The sequence below is a fragment of the Streptomyces sp. NPDC012794 genome (assembly GCF_042901085.1).
Classification (GTDB): domain Bacteria; phylum Actinomycetota; class Actinomycetes; order Streptomycetales; family Streptomycetaceae; genus Streptomyces.
On the sequence record NZ_JBIBCI010000007.1, the window covers coordinates 58,929 to 83,754 of the forward strand.

General features: G+C 72.5%; 16 protein-coding genes. 13 read left to right on the forward strand and 3 right to left on the reverse strand.

The features are described 5' to 3' along the window. Positions 1-60: 60 nt before the first annotated feature. The 5 genes from ACFY7H_RS15485 to hflX all read left to right on the forward strand — a co-directional run bounded on the left by ACFY7H_RS15485 (position 61) and on the right by hflX (position 7,366). Positions 61-651: a hypothetical protein gene (locus ACFY7H_RS15485; protein WP_388938652.1), complete on the forward strand. Its 591-nt coding sequence runs from the start codon at positions 61-63 to the stop codon at positions 649-651. Between the two features lie 96 nt (positions 652-747). Next, positions 748-1,623 carry a diaminopimelate epimerase gene (gene dapF, locus ACFY7H_RS15490; RefSeq protein WP_388938225.1) on the forward strand — a complete coding sequence of 292 codons (876 nt, stop codon included), beginning with the start codon at positions 748-750 and terminating at the stop codon, positions 1,621-1,623. Between the two features lie 140 nt (positions 1,624-1,763). After that, entirely contained in the window at positions 1,764-3,839 is a 2,076-nt protein-coding gene (locus tag ACFY7H_RS15495) for a RelA/SpoT family protein (protein ID WP_388938227.1), read from the forward strand. Positions 3,840-4,120: 281 nt separating this feature from the next. Next, positions 4,121-5,629 (forward strand): M1 family metallopeptidase, encoded by a 1,509-nt coding sequence (locus ACFY7H_RS15500; RefSeq protein WP_388938229.1) that lies wholly within the window; start codon positions 4,121-4,123, stop codon positions 5,627-5,629. 231 nt (positions 5,630-5,860) lie between these two features. Then, the gene (gene hflX / locus ACFY7H_RS15505) at positions 5,861-7,366 is read left to right on the forward strand and encodes a GTPase HflX (RefSeq protein WP_388938231.1); all 1,506 of its coding nucleotides are present in this window, start codon (positions 5,861-5,863) and stop codon (positions 7,364-7,366) included. Positions 7,367-7,458: 92 nt separating this feature from the next. Here hflX and ACFY7H_RS15510 read toward each other — a convergent pair whose 3' ends face one another. Beyond that, complete coding sequence (locus tag ACFY7H_RS15510) at positions 7,459-8,634, reverse strand: trypsin-like serine peptidase (protein WP_388938233.1); 1,176 nt, start codon at positions 8,632-8,634, stop codon at positions 7,459-7,461. Between the two features lie 314 nt (positions 8,635-8,948). Between ACFY7H_RS15510 and ACFY7H_RS15515 the strand changes: the two genes are divergently transcribed. From ACFY7H_RS15515 to ACFY7H_RS15535, 5 genes are all read left to right on the forward strand, one after another. Then, the gene (locus tag ACFY7H_RS15515) at positions 8,949-10,340 is read left to right on the forward strand and encodes a diaminobutyrate--2-oxoglutarate transaminase family protein (RefSeq protein WP_388938654.1); all 1,392 of its coding nucleotides are present in this window, start codon (positions 8,949-8,951) and stop codon (positions 10,338-10,340) included. A gap of 815 nt (positions 10,341-11,155) precedes the next feature. After that, the gene (locus tag ACFY7H_RS15520) at positions 11,156-13,027 is read left to right on the forward strand and encodes an IucA/IucC family protein (protein WP_388938656.1); all 1,872 of its coding nucleotides are present in this window, start codon (positions 11,156-11,158) and stop codon (positions 13,025-13,027) included. 31 nt (positions 13,028-13,058) lie between these two features. Next, on the forward strand, positions 13,059-13,733 hold the full coding sequence (locus ACFY7H_RS15525; RefSeq protein ID WP_388938235.1) for a GNAT family N-acetyltransferase: 675 nt from the start codon (positions 13,059-13,061) through the stop codon (positions 13,731-13,733). A 157-nt stretch (positions 13,734-13,890) separates the two neighbouring features. Next, entirely contained in the window at positions 13,891-15,747 is a 1,857-nt protein-coding gene (locus ACFY7H_RS15530) for an IucA/IucC family protein (RefSeq protein ID WP_388938237.1), read from the forward strand. 52 nt (positions 15,748-15,799) lie between these two features. Beyond that, the gene (locus tag ACFY7H_RS15535; RefSeq protein WP_388938239.1) at positions 15,800-17,770 is read left to right on the forward strand and encodes an ATP-dependent DNA helicase; all 1,971 of its coding nucleotides are present in this window, start codon (positions 15,800-15,802) and stop codon (positions 17,768-17,770) included. A 140-nt stretch (positions 17,771-17,910) separates the two neighbouring features. Here the strand turns inward: ACFY7H_RS15535 and lexA are convergent, their stop codons facing one another. Next, positions 17,911-18,702: a transcriptional repressor LexA gene (gene lexA / locus ACFY7H_RS15540; RefSeq protein ID WP_388938241.1), complete on the reverse strand. Its 792-nt coding sequence runs from the start codon at positions 18,700-18,702 to the stop codon at positions 17,911-17,913. 558 nt (positions 18,703-19,260) lie between these two features. On the opposite strand from lexA, the gene nrdR reads away from it, so the two are divergent. Further along, entirely contained in the window at positions 19,261-19,776 is a 516-nt protein-coding gene (nrdR, locus tag ACFY7H_RS15545; RefSeq protein WP_388938244.1) for a transcriptional regulator NrdR, read from the forward strand. A gap of 134 nt (positions 19,777-19,910) precedes the next feature. After that, complete coding sequence (locus ACFY7H_RS15550) at positions 19,911-22,808, forward strand: vitamin B12-dependent ribonucleotide reductase (RefSeq protein WP_388938247.1); 2,898 nt, start codon at positions 19,911-19,913, stop codon at positions 22,806-22,808. 149 nt (positions 22,809-22,957) lie between these two features. Here the strand turns inward: ACFY7H_RS15550 and ACFY7H_RS15555 are convergent, their stop codons facing one another. After that, positions 22,958-23,917, reverse strand: a complete 960-nt coding sequence (locus tag ACFY7H_RS15555) for a DUF1152 domain-containing protein (protein WP_388938249.1) — start codon at positions 23,915-23,917, stop codon at positions 22,958-22,960. 65 nt (positions 23,918-23,982) lie between these two features. On the opposite strand from ACFY7H_RS15555, the gene ACFY7H_RS15560 reads away from it, so the two are divergent. Continuing rightward, a complete protein-coding gene (locus ACFY7H_RS15560) occupies positions 23,983-24,825 on the forward strand; it encodes an arylamine N-acetyltransferase (RefSeq protein ID WP_388938251.1) in 843 nt (280 codons plus the stop codon). Position 24,826: the final 1 nt, after the last annotated feature.

Here is a 24,826-nt window from a genome sequence, read left to right on the forward strand (position 1 = left end):
TGCCATCATCAAACTTCTGAACAGTGGCGTACGAAGTCCGAGTGGGGAGGGCGCGTGGCTATGGAGGCCGGCCCTCGTGACACGGGGCGGGACGACACCGGGCGGGAAGCGGACCCGATGCTCCGCGGCGGGTCCGGCGAGCCGGGCGCGTCCGCCGGCACCGGCGTACCGGACGCCCCGGCGGGCTCCGGCGGACCCGGCACCCCCGTCGGCGCCGACTCCGTCACCGACGGTCTCGGCCTGCCCGCCGAACCGGCCCGTCTGAGCCCCGACGGCCCCGACGCCCCGGAGCCGGGCACGGAGGCGGCCGGCCCCGCCTTCGAGGTCGAGCTGCGACCGCAGCGCCGCCTGCGCATCTGGCAGATCGCTCCCATCGTGATGCTGGCCGCCGCCGGCTCCCTGATGTTCGCCTTCCCCCTCGCCTTCGAGTTCGGAGACGGCGGAGCCGTCGTCGCCATGCTCGGCTTCCTCATCAGCTGCTGCGCGGGCGGCTGGGGCATGATGGCCGCGCGCCGCGTCGGCTACACCTGGCCCGGGCTGCCGCCGCGCGGCAGCGGCCGCCGCCCCGACTGGCGCATGGCCGCGCTGTACGCGCTGGTCGCACTGGCCGTCGTAGCACTCGCCGTGTACCGGGTGGCCCGGCTGCGCTGACCGGCGCGGACCGGCGGCGTCACCCCACGCGGCGACGGCCCGGCCGCATGCCGGTACCGCAGGCCGCGGCGGTGACCCGCTCGGTACCATGGGCGCGTGACGCACACCAGCCTCCCCTTCCTCAAGGGCCACGGGACCGAGAACGACTTCGTGATCGTCCCGGACCCGGACAACGCCATCGAGCTGCCCGCCACCGCCGTCGCCGCCCTGTGCGACCGCCGGGCCGGCATCGGGGCCGACGGTGTGCTGCACGTGGTGCGCTCCGCCGCCCACCCCGAGGCCGCGCACATGGCCGGCGAGGCCGAGTGGTTCATGGACTACCGCAACAGCGACGGCTCCAGCGCCGAGATGTGCGGCAACGGCGTCCGAGTCTTCGCCCGCTACCTCCAGCACGCCGGCCACGTCGAGCCGGGCGACCTCGCCATCGCCACCCGCGGCGGCGTCAAGCGGGTCCACCTCGACAAGACCGGCGACGTCACCGTCTCCATGGGCCGCGCACTGCTCCCCGAGGGCGAGGTCACCGTCTCCGTCGGCGAACGCTCCTGGCCGGCGCGCAACGTGAACATGGGGAACCCGCACGCCGTCGCGTTCGTTGAAAGCCTCGACCACGCCGGCACGCTGTACAGCCCCCCGCCGTTCAGCCCCGCCTCCGCCTACCCCACCGGGGTCAACGTCGAGTTCGTCGTCGACCGCGGCCCCCGGCACGTCGCCATGCGCGTCCACGAGCGCGGCTCCGGCGAGACCCGCTCCTGCGGCACCGGCGCCTGCGCCGTCGCCGTGGCCGCCATCCGGCGCGACGGAGCCGATCCCGCCGAGACCGGCCGGCCCGTCTCGTACACCGTCGACCTCCCCGGCGGCACCCTCGTCATCACCGAACACCCCGACGGCAGCGTCGACATGACCGGACCGGCCGTCATCGTGGCCTCCGGCGAGTTCGAAGCGGCCTGGCTGACGGAAACGGCCTTCGCCTGAAGATTCCCTCTCATGGGTGATCCGTTTCACGCTGAGCAAGAGGTGGACTGCGCCACGTGGTGGGGTCGGTAACATCAGGCACCGGCCCTGAGGGCTCACCCCATGCCCGCCACCGCCGGTCGAAGCCGCCGGAGGTGCCCATGAGTGCAGAGGCCACGAACCCAGAAGCACACGCCGAGATCCGCCCTGAGCTGCGCAGACGAGGCCGGAGCCGACTCGATCTGCGCCGCCTGGGCCGCGCGGCCCTGCTCGGACCCACGTCCCGCGACCGCCTGCCGGACGCCATCGGGCACGTAGCGGAAGCCCACCGCGCCCACCATCCGGACGCCGACCTGTCCATCCTGCGGAAGGCCTATGTGCTCGCCGAGCACTCCCACCGCGGCCAGATGCGCAAGAGCGGCGAGCCCTACATCACACACCCCCTCGCCGTCACCCTCATCCTCGCCGAACTCGGCGCCGAGACCACCACCCTGACGGCCTCCCTCCTCCACGACACCGTCGAGGACACCGATGTGACCCTCGAACAGGTCCGGGCCGAGTTCGGCGACGAGGTCTGCTTCATCGTCGACGGCGTCACCAAGGTCGAGAAGATCGACTACGGGGCCGCCGCCGAACCGGAGACCTTCCGCAAGATGCTCGTGGCCACCGGCAACGACGTCCGCGTGATGTCCATCAAACTCGCCGACCGGCTCCACAACATGCGCACCCTCGGCGTGATGCGCCCCGAGAAACAGGCACGCATCGCCAAAGTCACCCGCGACGTCCTGATCCCCCTCGCCGAACGCCTCGGCGTCCAGGCCCTCAAGACCGAGCTGGAAGACCTCGTCTTCGCGATCCTCCACCCCGACGAGTACGAGAACACCCGCGCCCTCATCGCCGCCCATGCCGGCGAGGACGACCCCCTCGCCGCCATCGCCGAATCCGTACGCACCGTCCTGCGTGACGCCGGCATCGCCGCCGAGGTCCAAGTACGGCCGCGGCACTTCGTCTCCGTCCACCGCATCTCCCGGCAGCGCGGCGAACTGCGCGGCTCCGACCTCGGCCGCATCCTCGTCCTCGTCGCCGAGAACGCCGACTGCTACGGGGTGCTCGGCGAACTCCACACCTGCTTCACCCCGGTCGTCTCGGAGTTCAAGGACTTCATCGCCGTCCCGAAGTTCAACCTCTACCAGTCACTGCACACCGCCGTCGCCGTCCCCGAGGGGTACGTCGCCGAAGTCATCGTCCGCACCCGCCAGATGCACCGCGTCGCCGAAGCCGGCGTCATCGCCCTCGGCAACCCCTACGCCACCGGCGGCGAGACCGCCGACTGCGACGAGGAACGCGTCGACCCCACCCGCCCCGGCTGGCTCTCCCGGCTCCTCGACTGGCAGCAGTCCGCACCCGACCCCGACACCTTCTGGAGCGTGCTGCGCGCCGAACTGGCCCAGGACCGGGAGATCACCGTCTTCCGCGCCGACGGGGGCACGCTGGGCCTGCCCGCCGGGGCCAGCTGTATCGACGCCGCCTACGCGCAGCACGGCGAGGCGGCCCACGGCTGTATCGGCGCCCGCGTCAACGGGCGCCTCACCTCCCTCTCCTCGCCGCTCTCCGACGGCGACACCGTCCAGCTGCTCCTCGCGCAGGACGCCTCCTCCGGGCCCGCCCCCGACTGGCTGGAGCACGCCAGGACCCCGGCCGCCCGGATCGCCATCAGCAGCTGGCTCCAGGCCCACCCCGACGGCCCCGGACCCGCCACCGCCGCGCCCCGCGCGCCGCTGTCGGTGCCCGGGCTGCGCGGCGGCGGGGGCAACGCCGTCGCCGACCTGCCCGACGCGCACGTCCGCCTCGCCGGATGCTGCACCCCCGTACCGCCCGACGCGGTCGCCGGGTTCGTCGTACGCGGCGGCGCCGTCACCGTCCACCGCGTCCACTGCCCGGCCGTGGCCCAGATGCGCGCCCTGGGCCGCACCTCGGTCGCCGTGCACTGGCGGGCCACAGCGGACTGCCGGGTCACGCTGAACGCCGAATCGTTCGGGCGCCCGCACCTTTTGGCCGACCTGACCGAGGCCATCGCCCGGCTGGGGGTCGAGGTGGTCTCCGCCACCGTGGAACCGCCCGTGGAACAGCGGGTCCGGCACAGCTACACGCTGCAACTGCCCGACGCGGCGGTACTGCCCGCGCTGATGCGGGCGATGCGGGACGTGCCCGGCGTGTACGACGTGAGCCGGGTGTAGGGCCCGCTCGGCGGGAGGAGAGGGGCGGGGCCCAGGGGGGCTGGGGAAGGCTTCGGGGGAGGCGCGGGGGCGTCGGGGGTTCGGGGGCGTGGGGGTGTAGGCGTACCGGGGCGCGTCAGGGCTGGTTCCCCGGCCTCGGTGGGGGCTCGTGGAGACGTACGTGCGCGGGAGGTGCCGCGTAGGGGTGTACGCAGTCCTGTGCCCGGCTCCGGCGCCTCGTTCGGGTGGAGTCGTCGCGCGCCGCTCGCGGGCCCGCGACAAGCGCTGGTAAGCGGTGGTGGATGCAGCTCACCTCCCCGCGCCTGCGCGCCTCCCTGCTCGCCGCGGCCTCCCTCACCCTCGTCGCCGCCGTGCTGCCCCCGCCGAAACCGCTGGGCATCGGCGACCGGCTCTTCCCCGAGCTGGGCAACCCCGGCTACGACGTCCTCTCCTACGACCTGTCCTTCACGTACAAGGACAACCGCAGCCCCCTCGACGCGATCACCGCCATCGAAGCCCGCACCCTGGAACCGCTGGAGCGGATCAACCTCGACTTCACGCACGGAACCGTCTCCTCCGCCGAGGTCAACGGGCTGCCCGCGCGCTTCGAGTCCGCCGGGGAGGACCTCGTACTGACCCCCGCGCACCCGGTCCCGGCGAGCGCCCCGCTGCGCATCACCGTCCGGCACACCAGCGACCCGCGCGGCAGGGCCTCCGACGGAGGGTGGGTCACCACCGAGGACGGCCTCGCCATGGCCAACCAGGCGGATGCCGCCCACCGGGTCTTCCCCTGCAACGACCACCCCGCGGACAAGGCCTACTACACCTTCCGGATCACCGCCCCGTACGGCTACACGGCCGTCGCCAACGGGCTGCCCGGCGCCCTCCCCGCCGCCCGCGGGGGCGGCGCCACCGAGTGGACGTACAGGACCGTGCACCCGATGGCCACCGAGCTGGCCCAGGTCTCCGTCGGCCGCTCCGCCGTCGTCCACCGCACCGGACCGCACGGCCTGCCGCTGCGCGACGTGGTGCCCGCCGCGGACCGGGAGCGGCTGGAGCCCTGGCTGGCGAAGACCGCCGGGCAGGTGGCGTGGATGGAGGAGCGCGTGGGCCGTTACCCCTTCGAGAACTACGGGGTGCTCATCGCCCGGGCGAAGACCGGCTTCGAGCTGGAGACCCAGACGCTCTCGCTCTTCGAGCACGGCCTGTTCGCAGGGGAGGCGGCCGGCTACCCGGAGTGGTACGTGGAGTCCATCATGGTCCACGAGCTCGCCCACCAGTGGTTCGGCGACAGCGTGACCCCGCGGACCTGGTCCGACCTGTGGCTCAACGAGGGGCACGCCACCTGGTACGAGGCCCTGTACGCCGACGGGCTCGGCAAGTACCCCCTGGAGCGGCGGATGCGCGAGGCCTACCAGCGCTCCGACCAGTGGCGGGCCCAGGGCGGCCCCCCGGCCGCCCCGAAGGCGGCCCCGCCCGGCGAGAAGATCGGCCTCTTCCGCCCCGTCGTCTACGACGGGGCCGCGCTGATCCTCTACGCCCTGCGCCAGGAGATCGGCGCCGCGGCCTTCGACCGGGTCGAGCGGCGCTGGGTGGCGGAGCACAAGGACGGGATCGCGGGCACGGAGGACTTCGTACGGCTGGCCTCGCAGGAGGCAGGACGCGACCTCACGGCCTTCCTGCGGCCGTGGCTGTACGGGGAGACCACCCCGGCGATGCCCGGACACCCGGAGTGGGGCAGCCCGGCGTCCTCCAAGGCCGCCCCCGCCGCCTCCCCGGCCGTACCGGCCGGGTCCTCGGGGAAGCCGTAGCGGCGGGAAAAACGGTATGACGGGCGGGGAACGGGCATGACACCATCGACGAGTCCGACCGGGAACCCGGCGGAATCCCGCTCCGGGAACCGCCCCGGGGAATCACCGGACCGGACCACGCGTTGGAAGTGACAGTGTTATGTCACGCACAGCGGTACCTTTGGCCCTGGCTGAACCGGCCGGGCGCCGGAACCGGCCGGCGCGACACCATCGAATCGACGTAAGGATCCAATGACCTCCTCTTCTTCCCCTTCCCAGGACCCGCGGGACGCGCAGAACGTGCGGGACTCGCAGAGCTTCACCGAGAGCCTTCGGGCCGATGCCCTGATGGAAGAGGACGTCGCCTGGAGCCACGAGATCGACGGCGAGCGGGACGGCGACCAGTTCGACCGCTCCGAGCGCGCGGCCCTGCGCCGCGTGGCCGGTCTCTCGACCGAACTCGAGGACGTCACCGAGGTCGAGTACCGCCAGCTCCGCCTGGAGCGCGTGGTCCTCGTCGGTGTCTGGACCTCCGGCACGGTCAGCGACGCCGAGAACTCCCTCGCGGAGCTCGCGGCCCTCGCCGAGACGGCGGGCGCCCTCGTACTCGACGGTGTGATGCAGCGACGCGACAAGCCCGACCCGGCCACCTTCATCGGTTCCGGCAAGGCCCGCGAGCTGCGCGACATCGTGCTCGAGAGCGGGGCCGACACCGTCGTCTGCGACGGCGAGCTCAGCCCCGGCCAGCTCATCGCGCTCGAGGACGTGGTCAAGGTCAAGGTCGTCGACCGGACCGCCCTCATCCTCGACATCTTCGCCCAGCACGCCAAGTCCCGAGAGGGCAAGGCGCAGGTCGCACTCGCGCAGATGCAGTACATGCTGCCGCGACTGCGCGGCTGGGGTCAGTCGCTCTCCCGGCAGATGGGTGGCGGCGGCGGTGGCGGCATGGCCACCCGAGGCCCCGGTGAGACCAAGATCGAAACGGACCGGCGCCGCATCCGCGAGAAGATGGCGAAGATGCGCCGGGAGATCGCCGAGATGAAGACCGGCCGGGACATCAAGCGGCAGGAACGCCGCCGCAACAAGGTTCCCTCGGTCGCCATCGCCGGCTACACCAACGCGGGCAAGTCCTCGCTCCTCAACCGCCTCACGGGCGCGGGCGTACTGGTGGAGAACGCGCTGTTCGCCACCCTCGACCCGACGGTGCGCCGGGCCGAAACCCCCTCGGGCCGCGTCTACACCCTGGCCGACACCGTGGGCTTCGTCCGGCACCTGCCCCACCACCTCGTCGAGGCGTTCCGCTCCACGATGGAGGAGGTCGGCGACTCCGACCTCATCCTGCACATCGTGGACGGCTCGCACCCGGCACCGGAGGAGCAGCTGGCGGCGGTGCGCGAGGTCATCCGCGAGGTCGGCGCGGTCGACGTGCCCGAGATCGTGGTGATCAACAAGGCGGACGCCGCCGACCCGCTCGTCCTCCAGCGGCTGCTGCGCATCGAGCGGCACTCCATCGCGGTCTCGGCCCGCACCGGCCAGGGCATCGAGGAACTCCTCGCGCTCATCGACGCCGAGCTGCCCAGGCCCGCGGTCGAGGTGGAGGCACTCGTGCCGTACACCCGCGGCGCACTGGTCGCCCGGGCGCACGCCGAGGGCGAGGTGATCTCCGAGGAACACACCCCGGAGGGGACCCTGCTCAAGGCGCGGGTCCACGCGGAACTGGCGGCGGAACTGACGCCGTACGTGCCCGCCAAGCAGTAGGGGCACGACACGCCCGCATGACGGAGGGCCCCCGCACGAGCGGGGGCCCTCCGTCATGTGCGGACGGGGTCCGCTCCGCTCCGCGCGGGCTCCTACTTGAACTTGGCGCTCACCGCGTCGTAGATGCCCTTGGCCTCCGGGCCCAGCTTCGGACCGGCCAGCCAGCCGGCCTTGGCCGGACCGATCGAGGTGTTCGACACCAGCGCCGGCTTGCCGTCGGCACCCGTCGCGACCCAGCCGCCCCCGGAGGAACCGCCCGTCATCGTGCAGCCGATGCGGTACATCACCGGGTCCGCCTGCCGCAGCGCCAGCCGGCCCGGCTTGTCCGCGCACTGGAACGCCTTCTGCCCGTCGAACGGAGCCGCCGCCGGGTAGCCCGTCGCCGTCACGCCCGCGATCTTCCCCACCGCCGGCGCGTTGAACTCCACCGGCAGCGCCGTACCGACCGTCTCCTCCAGCGACTTGCCGCCGCCCTTCTCCGGCGTCACGTGCAGCACCGCGAAGTCGTACGGGGCACCCGCGCCACCCGTCGGACCGCCGGTCGCGATCCACTGGTCCGAGGTCTGCGCCCAGTCGCTCCACCACACGCCGTACGGGGCCACCTGCTCGCGCGGCGCGCCCTTGAGCGCCGCCGCCGGCTTGCCCGCGTTGTTGTAGGAGGGGACGAAGGCGATGTTGCGGTACCAGCCGCCGGCCTTGCCCGCGTGTACGCAGTGGCCGGCCGTCCAGACCATGTTGGACTTGCCCGGGCGGGCCGGGTCCTTCACCACGGTCGCCGAGCAGACCATCGAGCCCTCGGGACCGTCGAAGAAGACCTTGCCGGACGCCGGAACGCTCGTGTGGTACGGCGCGGCGGCCGGCTTGGCGGCCACCGGAGCCGGGGTCGGGTCGGTGACGCCCTGGTCCTTGCCGGCGTCCGGGTCGACGGCCGGGCGCTGCGGCTGCTCCGCGTCACGCATCCGGTCCGGATCCCAGAGACCGTCGATGATCGGGTTGACGTAGTCGCCCGCCTCGCGGAGCCAGTCCTCCTTCTTCCAGTTCTTCCACGCGCCCCCCTTCCACTTCTCCAGGTCGAAGCCGTGCTGCTTGAGCTTGTCCTTGAGCTCGTCCGGGATCTTGAGCCCGTCCGCCGCGCCGGACGGCAGGCTCGCAGCCACGGTCGGCTTGGCGTCGGAGCCGGCCTCACCGTCGCCGGGTCCGCAGGCCGAGGCGGTCAGCGCGAGCGCGGCCGCACTGAGGAGCGCGGTGACCGGTCGGTTCGGTCGCATGTCGTGAGTCCCCCTGGAGTTTCGAGGTGTTGAGACGGAGTCGATCGAGGTGGATCGCAGACCCCCACTATGCCGCCGAGGCCTAGGACGGCGGTCCCCGGGTCGGTGGTTCCTGCCGCGACGCCGTGGCGTCAGGCGTCGGGCGTCGGGGCCGCAAGGATCTTCGGGCGGACCGTGATCCGAAGCCGTCATCGTCGTTGGTACGTACGGGGGATGGTGCAGCAGCGCGCGTGTTCGACGCGCGATCCGAAGACCAGCCTGCGGGAGGACCGACAGTCGTGGCCGTGACCGAGCCGACCGCAGCCGCGGCACAGATGCCACCGCAGGCCTCAACCGCCCCTGCACCGCCGACCCCCGCGCCCCTGGCGACGCGGGCCGCGCGGCAGGTGCCGGCGCAGGGCGGGAGGGGATCCGCCTCGGCGGAGGGCATCCTGCGCAGGCAGTCGCTGCGGGAGTCCGCCGCCCGGACCTACGCCCGTTCCCTGCCCATCGTCCCCGTGCGCGCCCGGGGGCTGACGATCGAGGGCGCGGACGGGCGGCGCTACCTCGACTGCCTCTCCGGCGCGGGGACCCTCGCCCTCGGCCACAACCACCCCGTCGTCCTCGAAGCCATCCGGGGAGTCCTCGACTCGGGGGCTCCGCTGCACGTCCTCGACCTGGCCACCCCGGTCAAGGACGCCTTCACCACCGAGCTCTTCGAGAACCTGCCGCCCGCTCTGGCCGCCGACGCCCGCGTCCAGTTCTGCGGGCCCGCCGGGACCGACGCCGTCGAAGCCGCCCTGAAACTGGTCCGCTCGGCCACCGGACGCACCGGGCTGCTCACCTTCACCGGCGCGTACCACGGTATGACCGCCGGGGCGCTGGAGGCGTCGGGCGGTGCCGGCGACGTACGGGTGACCCGGCTGCCCTACCCGCAGGACCACCGCTGCCCGTTCGGGGTCGGCGGGGCCGAGGGCGCCCGGCTCGGCGCCCGCTGGACCGAGAGCCTGCTCGACGACCCCAAGGGCGGGGTACCGGCGCCCGCCGCCATGATCGTCGAGCCCGTGCAGGGCGAGGGCGGGGTCCACCCGGCCCCCGACGCCTGGCTGCGCAGGATGCGGGAGATCACCGCCGCCCGCGGCATCCCGCTGATCGCGGACGAGGTGCAGACCGGGGTGGGCCGTACCGGCGCCTTCTGGGGCGTCGACCACGCCGGGGTGGTCCCCGACGTGATGGTCCTGTCCAAGGCGATCGGCGGCAGCCTGCCCCTGGCCGTCATCGTCTACCGGGCCGAACTGGACGTCTGGGCCCCGGGAGCCCACGCCGGAACGTTCCGCGGAAACCAGCTCGCCATGGCCGCGGGCACCGCGACCCTCGCCTACGTCCGCCGCAACGGGCTCGCCGAGCGTGCGGCCGTCCTGGGCGAGCGGATGCTGACGGCCCTGCGCGGTCTGGCGGCGGACCAGCCCTGCATCGGCGACGTCCGGGGCCGCGGCCTGATGATCGGCGTCGAACTCGTCGACCCCGAAACCGGCGCCGCCGCACCCGCCCTCGCCGCCGCCGTGCGGGAGGAGTGCCTCGGCCGCGGCCTGATCGTCGAACTCGGGGGCCGCCACTCCAGCGTCGTCCGTCTGCTGCCGCCGCTGACCCTGACCGACGAACAGGCAGCAGCCGTCCTGGACCGGCTGGCCGACTCCATCCCCGCCGCCGCCCGCCGGCCCCACTGACCGCACGCGAAGGACCCCCGATGCCCGACCCCTCCACCACCCCCCGCCCGCCGGCCTCGACCGCGCCGCCGAGCGACCCGACCCCCGGCTCCCTCCCGCCGACCCCGGCTGCGGCGGCGGGCGGCGCGCCCCCCGGCCCGACCGCCACCCCCTCGGCCGCAGGCACGCTCCCGCCGGGCACGGCGAACCCGGCAGCGGCGTCGAGCGGCCTGGCCCCCGGCCTCGCCCCGGCTCCCACCCCCCTCCCGCCGACCCCGGCTGCGGTGCCGGGCGGCGCGGCCCCCGGCACGCTCCCGCCGGCCTCGACGCACCCGGCTACGGCATCTCCGGCCGCGGAGCGGCAGCCGGCCGATCCCGGACGGTCCCGGGCCGGAGCGGTGCCCGCGCCCTCGCCCGGACTCCAGGCGGCGCAGGCCACCCCCTCCCCCTCGGCCCCCGGCCCCCTCCCGCCCACCCCGGCCCACCCGGCAGCGGCGGGCCTGCCGCCTGCCCCCGGCCCGGCGCAGGCGGCCTCCACTGCCGGCGCTCCCGCAGCCGCGGCTGCTCCGGGCCACCCGGCGCCCGGCCCCGTTCACCAGCCCGCTCCGGCTCAGGGGGCACCGCCCGACCACCGCGGCCCGACGCCGGCGCAGCCCCTGGCCGCTCCCGGCCACCCCGGCCCGGCGGCCGCGCCCCGCCCGGCGCAGCCCGACGCGCCCGCCGCCCCGCAGGCACCCACGGGCCCCCACCCGGACTCCGCACCGCCCCAGCGGCCGGCGGCACCCCCGGCGGCGGAGCCGGAGCAGGCCGACCCGGGACGGCACCGGGCCGGAGCGGTGCCCGCGCCCTCACCCGGACTCCCGGCGCCGGCCACCCCCGCCCACCCCCCGGCGGGCACCGTGCCCCGGCAGAAGGACGGCACCCTCCGCCCCCGGGTGGGCGGCCCCGGACCCGCCGGCCCCGACCCGGCGGCGCTGCCCGACCTGCTGGACCACCCCGACCCGGCCACGGCCGCCGAATCCGCGACGGTGGAGAACCTGCTGCGGTGCTGGGTACGCGAGAGCGGCATCGGCCGCCCCGACGGGCCCGTCGGAACCCTGCTCCGCATCCCCCTTCCCGCGTCCGCGGCCGCCCTGCTCGTGCCCGTCCGGTACTGGTCCCCGACGGGCTGGCACCGCTTCGGCCCCGCCCGCCTCGAAGGCGCCCCGGCCCACGCCCCGGCCGTGGACGCCGTCACCCTCGCCGCCCTGCTCGCCCGGCAGGGCGACGGCCGCAGCGGCACCGACCTCGTCGGCCGGGTCGCCGACTCGGTGCGCCGCACCGCCGAGTTCATCGCCGACCGGCGCCGGCGCCCCACCGGCCCGGCCCCCGTCGCGGGGCACCTCTTCCTCACCGCCGAACAGTCCCTCCTCCTCGGCCACCCCCTCCAACCGGACCCCAAGAGCCGCGAAGGACTCTCCGAAACCGAAGTACGCCTCTACTCACCCGAACTCCACGGCTCCTTCCCCCTGCACTGGATCGCGGTCGCGCCCGAGGCCCTCGCCACCGACTCCTCATGGACCGAACGCGGCCGCCCGGTCTCCGCCGCCCAGCTCCTCACGCGGCTCGCCCCCGGACTGCCGCTGCCCCCCGGCACCACAGCCCTTCCCCTGCACCCCTGGCAGGCCCGCGACCTCCTCCACCGCCCCGCCGTCACCGCCCTCCGCGACGCGGGACTCATCACCGACCTGGGCCCGCACGGCGCCCCCTGGCACCCCACCTCCTCCGTCCGCACCGTCCACCGCCCCGGCGCCCCCGCGATGCTCAAGCTCTCCCTCGGCCTGCGCATCACCAATAGCCGCCGCGAAAACCTCCGCAAGGAACTCCACCGCGGCGTCGAAGTCCACCGGCTGCTGCGCACCGGCCTCGCCGAGCAGTGGCAGACCGCCCACCCCGGCTTCGACATCGTGCGCGACCCCGCCTGGGTCGCCGTCGACGCCCTCGACGGCACCCCCGTCCGGGGATTCGACGCCGTACTGCGCCACAACCCCTTCCACTCCGACGACGACGCCGTCTGCGTCGCCGCACTGACCTCCCTGCGCCCATGGCCCGGCCGGACCACGATGCGCTCCCGCCTCGCCGACACCCTCTCCCGGCTCGCCCTCACCACCGGCCGCCCCGTCTCCGCCGTCGCCACCGAGTGGTTCCTGCGCTACCTCGACCACGTCGTCCTGCCGGTCCTCGCCTTCGACGCACTCGCCGGCATCGCCCTCGAAGCGCACCAGCAGAACACCCTGGTCCTCCTCGACCGGGCTGGCTGGCCCATCGGCGGCCGCTTCCGCGACAACCAGGGCTACTACTTCCGCGACTCCCGGCGCGCCGAACTGGAACGACGCCTCCCCGGCATCGGCGGCGCCAGCGACACCTTCGTCCCGGACGCCGTCGCCGACGAACGCTTCGCCTACTACCTCGGCATCAACAACGTGATCGGCCTCATCGGCGCCTTCGGATCCCAACGGCTCGCCGACGAGCGCGTGCTCCTCGCCGCCTTCCGCCGCTTCCTCGGCAAGGCCTCCCGTCTCGGGCCGGTCCCCGCGCAGCTGCTCGACTCGCCCACCCTCCGCTGCAAGGCGAACCTGCTCACCCGCCTGGGTGGCCTCGACGAGCTCGTGGGCCCCGTCGACAGCCAGTCCGTCTACGTCACCATCACCAACCCCCTCCACGACTGACGCGCTCCCACCCACACCGAGAAGAGCCCCCATGCCTCCCACGGACACCACGACGAGCACCCTCGGCGGCCCCGCCTCCCACAAGGTCACCGCGCACCGCTTCACCGTCGGACTGCTGCCGCTGCTCGCCGAGGCGGACCTCCTCGAATCACCAGCGTGCTGGGGCGTGGCCGCGACACCGGCCGGAGCCTTCCGCCTCGAACCCGTACGGCCGGGCCGGGACCTGGAACTGCTCACCGGGTGGATGAACGACCCCGAGGTGGCCGCCTACTGGGAGCTGAGCGGATCCGCCGCCGTGACCGCGTCGCACCTGCGCGCCCAGCTCGACGGCGACGGCCACAGCATTCCCTGCCTCGGCCTCCTCGACGGCAGCCCCATGAGCTACTGGGAGATCTACCGGGCCGACCTGGACCCGGTTTCCTTCTACTACCCGGCGCTCTCCCACGACACGGGTATCCACCTGCTCATCGGAGACGGCGCGAACCGGGGCAGGGGCCTGGGCACCATGCTGCTGCGCGCGGTCACCGAGCTCGTCTTCGACAACCGCCCCCGCTGCACACGCGTCATCGCGGAACCGGACATTCGCAACACCCCCTCCGTTTCAGCCTTCATGAACGCCGGTTTCCGCTATTCCACGGAAATCGACCTCCCCGAGAAGCGAGCCGCTCTGATGATCCGTGAACGGGCGCTGCGCAATCTGCTCTGATTGGCGCCCCGGTCATACGGTCATACGGTCCTCCCGGATATCGGGCTCATCCAGCTCATGCCCTTTGTCCAGGCTCAGTTCGCGTCTTCGGTTTTCACAGCTCTCATCTCCAGAACTTCACGGCCCGCAGCAAGGTTCCCGATATTCGAGGAGTCCCGTGCCGAATTTCCCCGCCGCCCCCGGCTCCTTCGAAGACGACGTTCCCCCCTCGCCACAGCATCCGTGCACGCCGCCCGCACTCAACCGGCCCACCTGGGACCTCGCGGCGCGCCGGCTACTGGCCAAGATGCTCGGCGAGTTCGCTTACGAGGAGATCATCAGCCCCGTCCCGGCCCCCTCGACGGCCGGTGACGACTGGACCCTCACCCTCGACGACGGCAGCGGCCTGGGCTTCCGCGCCCGCCGCCGCGCGTACGGGAGCTGGCACGTCAGCCCGGACACGATCACGCTGACGCCGCCGGGCCCCGTGGCGGAGCCCCCGCTCGCGTTCGGGGACCCGTACGGCTTCCTCGTCCGGGCCCGCACCCTGCTGCGGCTCGACGGGCCGACCCTCGGCCACCTGATCCACGAGCTCAGTTCCACCCTCGCCGCCGACGCCCGGCTCGACCACCACGCGCTCACCGCGGACGTCCTCGCCGACCTGGACTACGCGGCGCTCGAAGGCCACCAGACCGGCCACCCCTGGCTCGTCCTCAACAAGGGCCGGGTCGGATGGTCCGCCTCGGACGCCGCCGCCTGGGCCCCCGAGGCGCGCACCCGGCAGCGGCTGCCGTGGCTCGCGGCCCACACCTCCCTGGCGGAGTACCGGGGCACCGCCGGACTCGAGGATCCGGCGCGGCTCTACGCGGCCGAGCTGGACCCGGTCACCCGGGCGGCGTTCGACCGGATCCTGCGCGACCGGGGCCTCGACCCGCTCCGCTACCTCTACCTGCCCGTCCACCCCTGGCAGTGGGACGAGGTCGTCCTCCCCCTCTTCGCCCCCGACCTCGCCTCCGGCGCCCTGGTGCCGCTCCCCGCCGACCCCGACGACAGGATCCCGCAGCAGTCGATCCGCACCTTCCTCAACCTCACCCGTCCCGACCGTCACAGCGTCAAACTCCCGCTGTCGGTCTTCAACACCACCGTCTGGCGCGGCCTGCCCAGCGACCTCAGCCTGGCCGCGCCCGCCGTGACCGCCTGGATCCACTCGATCCGCGACTCCGACGCCTTCCTGCGCGACGAATGCCGGGTCGTCCTGCTCGGCGAGGTCGCCTCGGTCACCGTCCGCCACCCCGTGTACGACCGGCTCCCCGAGGTCCCCTACCAGTACAAGGAGCTCCTCGGAGCGATCTGGCGCGAGCCGCTGGCCGGCCGGCTCGACCCGGGGGAGCGGGCCCGCACCCTCGCCTGCCTCCTCCACGTCGATCCGCGAGGCCGCTCCTTCACCGCCGAGCTCGTCGCCCGCTCGGGCCTCACCCCCGAAGCCTGGCTGCGCCGGCTCTTCGCCGCCCTGCTGCCGGCGCTGCTGCACTTCCTCTACCGCTACGGCACCGTGTTCTCCCCGCACGGCGAGAACACCGTCGTGATCTTCGACGAGCAGGACGTTCCGGTCCGCCTCGCGGTCAAGGACTTCGTGGACGACGTCGCCATCAGCGGTACGCCCCTGCCGGAGCACGCGTCCATGCCCGACGAGGTCCGGGCGGCGCTGCTCACGGAGCCGCCCGGCTTCCTCACCCAGTTCATCCACTCCGGACTGTTCGTCGGCGTCTTCCGCTACCTGTCCGCCCTGTGCGAGGACCGGCTCGACGTGCCCGAGAGCCGGTTCTGGGCCCTCGTGCGGGCGGAGACCCTCCGCTACCAGGACCGTTTCCCCGAGGACAAGGACCGCCACCGCCTCTTCGACCTGCTGACGGAACGGATCGACCGGCTCTGCCTCAACCGCAACCGGCTTTACGCGGACGGCTACCGAGACCGGCCGGACCGCCCGGGCGCCGTCGTCCACGGAACCGTCCCGAACCCCTTGCACGGACCCTGAAGAGTGATCGATGCGGTCGCTGTCGGTGGCGCCCCGTAGGGTTGGCAGTGCTATGACGAAGCCCTCCCTCCCCGACCTGCTGCACGCCGCCGTCTCCGCCGTCGGCGGTACGGAGCGGCCCGGCCAGGTGGCCATGGCCGAAGCCGTCGCCGAAGCGATCGACGACAACTCCCACCGGCTGATCCAGGCCGGCACCGGCACCGGCAAGTCCCTCGGCTACCTGGTGCCGGCCCTCGCGCACGGCGAGCGCGTGGTCGTCGCCACGGCGACGCTCGCCCTCCAGCGCCAGCTCGTCGAGCGCGACCTGCCGCGCACGGTCGAGGCGCTGCATCCGCAGCTGCGCCGACGGCCGCAGTTCGCCATGCTCAAGGGCCGGTCGAACTACCTGTGCCTGCACCGCCTGCACGAGGGGGCTCCGCAGGACGAGGAGGAGGGCCTCTTCGACCAGTTCGAGGCGGCCACCGCGACCAGCAAGCTGGGCAAGGACCTGCTGCGCCTGCGCGACTGGGCGGACGAGACCGAGACGGGCGACCGCGACGACCTCACCCCCGGCGTCTCCGACAAGGCCTGGAGCCAGATCTCCGTCTCCTCCCGTGAGTGCCTGGGCGCCACGAAGTGCGCGTACGGTGCGGAGTGCTTCGCGGAAGCGGCCCGGGAGCGGGCCAAGCTCGCGGACGTGGTCGTCACCAACCACGCGCTGCTCGCCATCGACGCCATCGAGGGCGCCCCCGTGCTGCCGCACCACGAGGTGCTGATCGTGGACGAGGCGCACGAGCTGGTATCCCGCGTCACCGGCGTCGCCACCGGCGAACTCACCCCCGGCCAGGTCAACCGGGCCGTGAAGCGGGCCGCGAAGCTGGTCGACGAGAAGACCGCGGACGCCCTGCAGACCGCTTCGGAAACCTTCGAGCGGGTGATGGAGCTGGCGCTGCCCGGTCGCCTGGAGGAGATCCCCGAAGACCTCGGCTATGCGCTGATGTCCCTGCGTGACTCCGCACGCAACGTGATCTCCGCGATCGGCGCCACCCGCGACAAGTCCGTCCACGACGAGGACGCCGTCCGCAAGCAGGCCCTCGCCGCCGTGGAGAACGTCCACACCGTGGCGGAGCGGATCACGAACGGCTCCGAGTACGACGTCGTCTGGTACGAGCGCCACGACCGTTTCGGCGCCACCCTGCGGGTCGCCCCGCTCTCGGTGTCCGGGCTGCTCCGCGAGAAGCTCTTCGAGGACCGCTCGGTGGTCCTCACCTCCGCCACCCTCAAGCTGGGCGGCGACTTCAACGGGGTCGCGGCCTCGCTCGGCCTCTCCCCGGAAGGCGTCGAGGGCGACGGGGTGCCGGTGTGGCGGGGGCTGGATGTCGGGTCCCCGTTCGACTACCCCAAGCAGGGCATCCTCTACGTCGCGAAGCACCTGGCGACGCCGGGCCGTGAGGGCACCCGCGGCGACATGATGGACGAGCTGGCGGAGCTGATCGAGGCGGCGGGAGGCCGCACCCTGGGCCTGTTCTCGTCCATGCGCGGCGCCAAGGCGGCCGCGGAGGAACTGCGCGGACGGCTCGACAACCCGATCCTGCTCCAGGGCGAGGAGACGCTGGGCGAGCTGATCAAGGCCTTCGCGGCGGACTCGCGGACCTGCCTGTTCGGGACGCTCTCGCTGTGGCAGGGCGTGGACGTGCCCGGGCCCAGCTGCCAGCTGGTGATCATGGACAGGATTCCCTTCCCCCGCCCCGACGACCCGCTGATGAGCGCGCGGCAGAAGTCGGTGGAGGAGAACGGCGGCAACGGCTTCATGGCGGTCGCCGCCACGCACGCCGCCCTGCTCATGGCCCAGGGTGCGGGCCGGCTCGTACGGGCCTCCGGCGACCGGGGCGTCGTCGCCATCCTGGACCCCCGCCTGGCCACGGCCCGGTACGGGAGCTTCCTGCGGGCGTCGCTGCCCGACTTCTGGTACACCACGGACCGCAACCAGGTCCGCCGCTCCCTGGCCGCCATCGACGCGAGCGCGAAGGCCGACGGCAAGTAGGGCCGCAGGGGCCGCGGCCCACGGCGCCGTGACGGCCCACGAGGAGGACGCGGGCGCCTGGGAGCGCGTACCCGGGCATGCAACAGCTCCGGGACCGGCGCAGTGGGTCCCGGAGCTGGCTGAGGGGCGACGGGTCGGACTCAGACCCGGCGCAGTACGGCGACGACCTTGCCGAGGATGGTGGCCTCGTCGCCGGGGATCGGCTGGTAGGCGGAGTTGTGCGGGAGCAGCCACACGTGACCGTCCTCCCGCTTGAAGCGCTTGACGGTGGCCTCGCCGTCCAGCATCGCGGCGACGATGTCGCCGTTCTCCGCGACGGGCTGACGACGGACGGTGACCCAGTCGCCGTCGCAGATCGCGGCCTCGATCATCGAATCGCCGACGACCTTGAGGACGAACAGTTCGCCGTCGCCGACGAGCTGGCGGGGCAGCGGGAACACGTCCTCGACGGATTCCTCGGCCAGGATCGGGCCACCGGCCGCGATCCGGCCCACCAGGGGAACGTAGGAGGCCGCGGGCTTGCCGGTGGTGTCCGTGGGCTGCGAGCTGGGCTGGTCGGAGCCGCGCACCTCGTAGGCGCGGGGCCGGTGCGGGTCACGCCGCAGGAAGCCCTTGCGCTCCAGGGCCATCAGCTGGTGTGCCACGGAGGAGGTGCTGGAGAGGCCGACCGCCTGGCCGATCTCGCGCATCGACGGCGGGTAGCCGCGACGCTGCACCGAGTCCCGGATGACCTCGATCACCCTCCGCTGCCGGTCCGTGAGTCCGGAGCTGTCGGCGCGGATGCCTGGAGGCCGCCCTGGCAGCGAGCGCGCGGGGCGTACGGCCTCCGCCTCCTGGTTCTGACTTACGTCATTCATGGCATGCACCGGCTCGAGTCGGCTCTGGGAGCGGTTCTGGGCAGTGATGGTGGCACTGTCTGCGGTGGTGGTCACGTCGTCGGCCCCTCTCGAAATGTTCTCCCTAGCTGGACAACGGTAGTTGCTTTCGAAAGGTTGCGCCAAACACACGTTCGAGTGAAAAATCGCGGATCGTCCACCTGGGTTAGATCGGCGGGTGTATGGGTGGCCGGGCCTGTGGATCGGGGCTGCTCACCGGCATGGGTGACCGGTCCGGAGGCCGGCCGGGAGAGGGGTGGCCGACCGGTCGGGCCGAACGCGGGTTCGGCTCCGCGTCCGCTCCTTACGGTACCCTTCCCGGTTGGATCGGCTGTGCCCGGGCGGGGCCCGGCGGTGTGCCCAGTGTGGCATCGGGAGCCCCCGTAACCGGCCCTCTGGCACCGCGACACGCGGAGTGGTGTAAATCCGGCCCAACCCAAGATCTAGTGGTTGGATGGGCGCGACCACCCAGAAGTTGTGGTCCTCGGTCCGCTGAGGCTCCCGGGATCGCATATGCTTGTGGCTGCTTCACGAGCCCCCGGCGGAGACTCGCTCTCCGTCGTCGGCGGGCTCCGTGGGGTGATTCGATCGTGCCAAGAGGAGGGTGAGGGAACCATGCACTGCCCCTTCTGCAGGCACCCCGACAGCCGCGTCGTCGACAGCCGCACCACCGACGACGGAACGTCGATCCGCCGGCGCCGTCAGTGCCCCGACTGCTCCCGTCGCTTCACGACGGTGGAGACGGCCTCGCTGATGGTGATCAAGCGCAGCGGGGTCACCGAACCCTTCAGCCGTACCAAGGTCATCTCAGGCGTGCGCAAGGCGTGCCAGGGACGGCCGGTCACCGAGGACGCCCTCGCCAAGCTCGGCCAGCGGGTCGAAGAGGCGGTGCGCGCCACCGGGAGCGCCGAGCTGACCACCCACGACGTGGGTCTGGCCATACTCGGCCCGTTGCAGGAGCTCGACCTCGTCGCGTACCTGCGGTTCGCATCCGTTTACAGAGCGTTCGACACCCTTGAAGACTTCGAGACCGCCATCGCGGAACTGCGCGAGCCGCGGCCTCACCCCCATGAGTGCGAGCCCGGAGGGACCCCCCCGGTCGTCCCCGTGCCCGCCTCCGCCGCCGACTGACCGCTCGGCCGCAGCGCAGCGCGGTCCGGCCCGTCGGCACGGCGAGATTCGCAGATAGAAGACACACAGCACTGTGCCGCGGAATATCGCTGGCACTTTAGGGCGTTTTTGCCCGCATATGGGAGGCAGGCGGCATGACAGAGACGGCGAGCAGCTCGGCACGTGGTTCCCGCGCCAAGGGGACCAAGGCCGCCAAGGGCGGCCTGCGGATCGAGCGCATCCACACCACCCCCGGCGTGCACCCCTACGACGAGGTGAACTGGGAGCTCCGTGACGTCGTCATGACGAACTGGCGCGACGGCTCGGTCAACTTCGAGCAGCGCGGCGTCGAGTTCCCCGACTTCTGGTCGGTGAACGCGGTCAACATCGTCACCAGCAAGTACTTCCGCGGGGCCGTCGGCACCCCGCAGCGCGAGACCGGTCTGAAGCAGCTCATCGACCGCATCGTGAAGACGTACACGAAGGCCGGCGAGGACTACGACTACTTCGCGTCCCCCGCCGACGCGGAGATCTTCGAGCACGAGCTGACCTACGCCCTCCTGCACCAGATCTTCAGTTTCAACTCGCCGGTGTGGTTCAACGTCGGCACGCCCCAGCCGCAGCAGGTCTCCGCCTGCTTCATCCTGGCCGTCGACGACTCCATGGAGTCGATCCTCGACTGGTACAAGGAAGAGGGCATGATCTTCAAGGGCGGCTCCGGCGCCGGCCTGAACCTCTCCCGCATCCGCTCCTCCAAGGAGCTCCTCTCCTCCGGCGGCAACGCCTCCGGCCCGGTCTCCTTCATGCGCGGCGCCGACGCCTCCGCCGGAACGATCAAGTCGGGCGGCGCCACCCGCCGCGCGGCCAAGATGGTCGTCCTGGACGTGGACCACCCGGACGTCGAGGACTTCATCGCCACCAAGGTGAAGGAGGAGGAGAAGATCCGGGCCCTGCGCGACGCGGGCTTCGACATGGACCTCGGCGGCGACGACATCACGTCCGTCCAGTACCAGAACGCCAACAACTCCGTCCGCGTGAACGACGAGTTCATGACGGCCGTCGAGAACGGCACCAAGTTCGGCCTGCGCGCCCGCATGACCGGCGAGGTCATCGAGGAGGTCGACGCCAAGGCGCTCTTCCGCAAGCTGGCCGAGGCCGCCTGGGCCTGCGCCGACCCGGGCATCCAGTACGACGGTGTGATCAACAACTGGCACACCTGCCCCGAGTCCGGCCGCATCACCGCCTCGAACCCGTGCAGCGAGTACATGCACCTGGACAACACGTCCTGCAACCTCGCCTCGCTCAACCTGATGAAGTTCCTGAACGACGACGGCAAGGGCAACCAGTCCTTCGACGCCGAGCGCTTCGCCAAGGTCGTCGAGCTCGTCATCACCGCGATGGACATCTCCATCTGCTTCGCCGACTTCCCGACCCAGAAGATCGGCGAGAACACCCGCGCCTTCCGTCAGCTCGGCATCGGCTACGCCAACCTCGGCGCCCTGCTGATGGCGACCGGCCACGCCTACGACTCGGACGGCGGCCGCACCCTCGCCGCGTCGATCACCTCGCTGATGACCGGCACCGCGTACAAGCGCTCCGCCGAGCTGGCCGCCATCGTCGGCCCGTACGACGGCTACGCCCGCAACGCCGACTCGCACAAGCGCGTCATGAAGCAGCACGCCGACGCCAACGCCGTCGCGCCGCGCACCGAGGACCTGGACAACGCGATCTGGGCCGCGGCGACCGAGGCCTGGCAGGACGTCCTGCGCCTGGGCGAGAAGAACGGCTTCCGCAACGCCCAGGCCTCCGTCCTCGCGCCGACCGGCACCATCGGTCTCGCGATGTCCTGCGACACCACCGGTGTCGAGCCGGACCTGGCCCTGGTCAAGTTCAAGAAGCTCGTCGGCGGCGGCTCGATGCAGATCGTCAACGGCACCGTGCCGCAGGCCCTGCGCCGCCTCGGCTACGCGGAAGAGCAGATCGAGGTGATCGTCTCCCACATCGCCGAGCACGGCAATGTCGTCGACGCGCCCGGCCTCAAGCCCGAGCACTACGAGGTCTTCGACTGCGCCATGGGCGAGCGTTCCATCTCCCCGATGGGCCACGTCCGCATGATGGCCGCGATCCAGCCCTGGATCTCCGGCGCGATCTCGAAGACGGTCAACATGCCGGAGTCGGCGACCGTCGAGGAGATCGAGGAGATCTACTTCGAGGCGTGGAAGCTGGGCGTCAAGGCGCTCGCGATCTACCGCGACAACTGCAAGGTCGGCCAGCCCCTCTCCGCCAAGAAGAAGGAGGAGGAGAAGGCCGAGATCACCGAGAAGGCCGAGGAGACCATCCGCACGGCGGTCGAGAAGGTCATCGAGTACCGCCCGGTCCGCAAGCGCCTCCCCAAGGGCCGTCCCGGGATCACCACCTCCTTCACGGTCGGTGGCGCCGAGGGCTACATGACCGCGAACTCCTACCCGGACGACGGTCTGGGCGAGGTCTTCCTGAAGATGTCGAAGCAGGGTTCCACCCTCGCGGGCATGATGGACGCCTTCTCGATCGCCGTCTCCGTCGGTCTGCAGTACGGCGTCCCGCTGGAGACGTACGTCGCGAAGTTCACGAACATGCGCTTCGAGCCGGCCGGTATGACGGACGACCCGGACGTGCGCATGGCCCAGTCCATCGTCGACTACATCTTCCGTCGCGTGGCCCTGGACTTCCTGCCCTTCGAGACCCGCTCGGCGCTCGGCATCCACTCCGCCGAGGAGCGCCAGCGCCACCTCGACACCGGCTCCTACGAGCCGCTCGAGGACGAGGAGCTCGACACCGAGTCCCTCGCCCAGTCGGCGCCGCTCGCGTCGGTCCCGACCGCTTCCGCTCCGAAGCCGGCCGCGACCGTCCCGGTCCCGGCCCCCAAGACGGCGCACAGCAACGCCGAACTGGTCGAGATGCAGCTCGGCGTCTCCGCCGACGCCCCGCTCTGCTTCTCCTGCGGTACGAAGATGCAGCGCGCCGGCTCCTGCTACATCTGCGAGGGCTGCGGCTCCACCAGCGGCTGCAGCTGAAGAAGCGCGGAATCGGTTCCGGTTCCGTGATCGGACACCCCCGCCCAGGTCGTTGACCCGCGGGTGAGAGAGGGAGTCGCCCCCCCGGGCGGCTCCCTCTCCGCCGTTCCCGGCCCGCGGCGACGGCGGCGGGGGCGTGGCCGGCACCGTCAGTGCGGGATCGCGCGGGAGGGACGGGTGACCAGGTCCTCGCGGAACTCCGCGATCCTGGAGTGGACCTGGCGCATCAGGTGGGTGTCCTCGATGCGGTCCAGGTAGAGGCAGCGGTCGGCCAGCCCGCGCAGCTCGAAGGCGAAGCACAGGGACATCAGCGGGTTCACGAAGAGCTCGCTGCCCCGGGTGCGTTCGGTGAACCGCACGTCGCCGAAGGAGCCGCGCACGGCCGCCGCGATCGAACCCGCCACGATGCTCGGACGGTCCGGCGTGTGGTCCTGGGCGTGCGCCACCGCGTCCAGGAAGAGCGCGCCCTCCCGCGTGGCCCGGGGTATCGAGAACGCGCCGAGGTAGGCCCCGTCCCGCTCCAGCGCCGCGATGTTCTCCAGGACCAGGGCGTGGCTGACCCCGTGGTACGCGTCCACCCCGAAGCCGACCGACACCACGAGCCGTTCCGGTACGTCGTCCAGCGCGGCCAGCGCCGCCACGCTGGTCAGGTCCTCCTCGGGCGTCCCCAGGCCGGCCTCGTCGCCCCGCATCAGGATGTCGGTGCCCCCGTCGACCAGCACCACCGCGTCGATCCGGTGGAGGTCGATCAGCGCCCGGTAGGCGGCGCGCAGCGGCTGCACCCCGACCTGGGGGAAGGCGTACACCGTCGAGGGGTAGCGGTGCAGCCGGAGCCACCGCGAGAGGGTCCGTTCCGGGAAGTAGGCCAGGTGGGGCGCGGAGTCCGGGGTGACGGCGGCCAGGTCGGGAGCCGTCCAGTCCTCGGCGGGCAGGCCGGCCAGGGTGCTGAAGGAGAGGTTGGCCAGGTGCACTTCCTTGCCCTGGTGCAGCAGGGAGAGCGCGATGGGCAGGCCCGAGTAGATGTCGAAGCCACCTCCGGCACCGGCGACGAGGATCCGCCGCGCCGTGGCGAGACGGTCGAAGAGCGGGTTGGTGTGCAGGGCGGTCATGGCGATCATTGTGCGGGGCCCGGGGCTGCGCGGGCACGGGGTTTTCGGCGGGGGAGCGGGGAGCCATGTGGAGCGGGGACGAACTGGACCTGGGTGCGTACCTGGAGCGGATCGGGCTCGGGACGGAGACGGGGCGGGTGGCGCGGGAACTCCGGCCGGACCTCGAGACGTTGTACGAAGTGCACCGGGCCCACACGGCCACCATCCCCTTCGAGAGCCTGGACGTCCTGCTCGGCCGCCCCGTCGCGCTGGAGGTCGAGGCCATCGAGGACAAGCTCGTACGCGCCCGCAGGGGCGGCTACTGCTACGAGCAGAACTCGCTGCTGGCCGCCGCCCTGGAGCGGATCGGCTACGAGGTCTCCGGGCGCGGCGCCCGCAACCGCACCCGGGGCGATTCCCTGCCGGCGGTGACGCACGCGATGCTCGTCGTCACCGTCGAGGGCGAACCGTGGCTCTGCGACGCCGGGTTCGGCTACATGGGCCCGCGCGAGCCCGTCCCGCTCGCGCGGACCGGCAGGGAGGTGCGCCAGGGCCCGTGGGCGTACGCCGTCCACGAGGAGGAGGACGGCGTCCTCGTGCTCCGCACCCGCCGCGGTGAGGAGTGGCGCGACCTGTACGCCTTCTCCCCGCAGCGGTACCACCCCGTCGACTACGTCGTGCTGAACCACTACAGCTCCACCCACCCCCGCTCCGCCTTCCTGGGCAAGACCCTCGTGCAGCTCCCGGGCGACACCGTGCGCACGACGCTCGTGGACCACGAGCTCATGCGCCTGCACCCCGACGGGCGGACCGAGCGGGAGGCCGTGGCCTCCGATCGGCTGCTCGCCCTCCTCGGCCGGGAGTTCGGGCTTCGGCTGCCCGAGCGGGATGCGGCGGAACTGGTACGGATCCACCGCTCCGGGGACTGAC

What these genes read in the sequence shown, in the direction of transcription:
- ACFY7H_RS15485 (WP_388938652.1), top strand. Translation starts at nt 61, where the DNA reads ATGGAGGCCGGCCCTCGTGACACGGGGCGGGACGACACCGGGCGGGAA.
- ACFY7H_RS15495 (WP_388938227.1), top strand. Translation starts at nt 1,764, where the DNA reads ATGAGTGCAGAGGCCACGAACCCAGAAGCACACGCCGAGATCCGCCCT.
- ACFY7H_RS15500 (WP_388938229.1), top strand. Translation starts at nt 4,121, where the DNA reads ATGCAGCTCACCTCCCCGCGCCTGCGCGCCTCCCTGCTCGCCGCGGCC.
- hflX (WP_388938231.1), top strand. Translation starts at nt 5,861, where the DNA reads ATGACCTCCTCTTCTTCCCCTTCCCAGGACCCGCGGGACGCGCAGAAC.
- ACFY7H_RS15510 (WP_388938233.1), bottom strand. Translation starts at nt 8,634, where the DNA reads ATGCGACCGAACCGACCGGTCACCGCGCTCCTCAGTGCGGCCGCGCTC.
- ACFY7H_RS15515 (WP_388938654.1), top strand. Translation starts at nt 8,949, where the DNA reads ATGCCACCGCAGGCCTCAACCGCCCCTGCACCGCCGACCCCCGCGCCC.
- ACFY7H_RS15525 (WP_388938235.1), top strand. Translation starts at nt 13,059, where the DNA reads ATGCCTCCCACGGACACCACGACGAGCACCCTCGGCGGCCCCGCCTCC.
- ACFY7H_RS15535 (WP_388938239.1), top strand. Translation starts at nt 15,800, where the DNA reads ATGACGAAGCCCTCCCTCCCCGACCTGCTGCACGCCGCCGTCTCCGCC.
- nrdR (WP_388938244.1), top strand. Translation starts at nt 19,261, where the DNA reads ATGCACTGCCCCTTCTGCAGGCACCCCGACAGCCGCGTCGTCGACAGC.
- ACFY7H_RS15550 (WP_388938247.1), top strand. Translation starts at nt 19,911, where the DNA reads ATGACAGAGACGGCGAGCAGCTCGGCACGTGGTTCCCGCGCCAAGGGG.
- ACFY7H_RS15555 (WP_388938249.1), bottom strand. Translation starts at nt 23,917, where the DNA reads ATGACCGCCCTGCACACCAACCCGCTCTTCGACCGTCTCGCCACGGCG.
- ACFY7H_RS15560 (WP_388938251.1), top strand. Translation starts at nt 23,983, where the DNA reads ATGTGGAGCGGGGACGAACTGGACCTGGGTGCGTACCTGGAGCGGATC.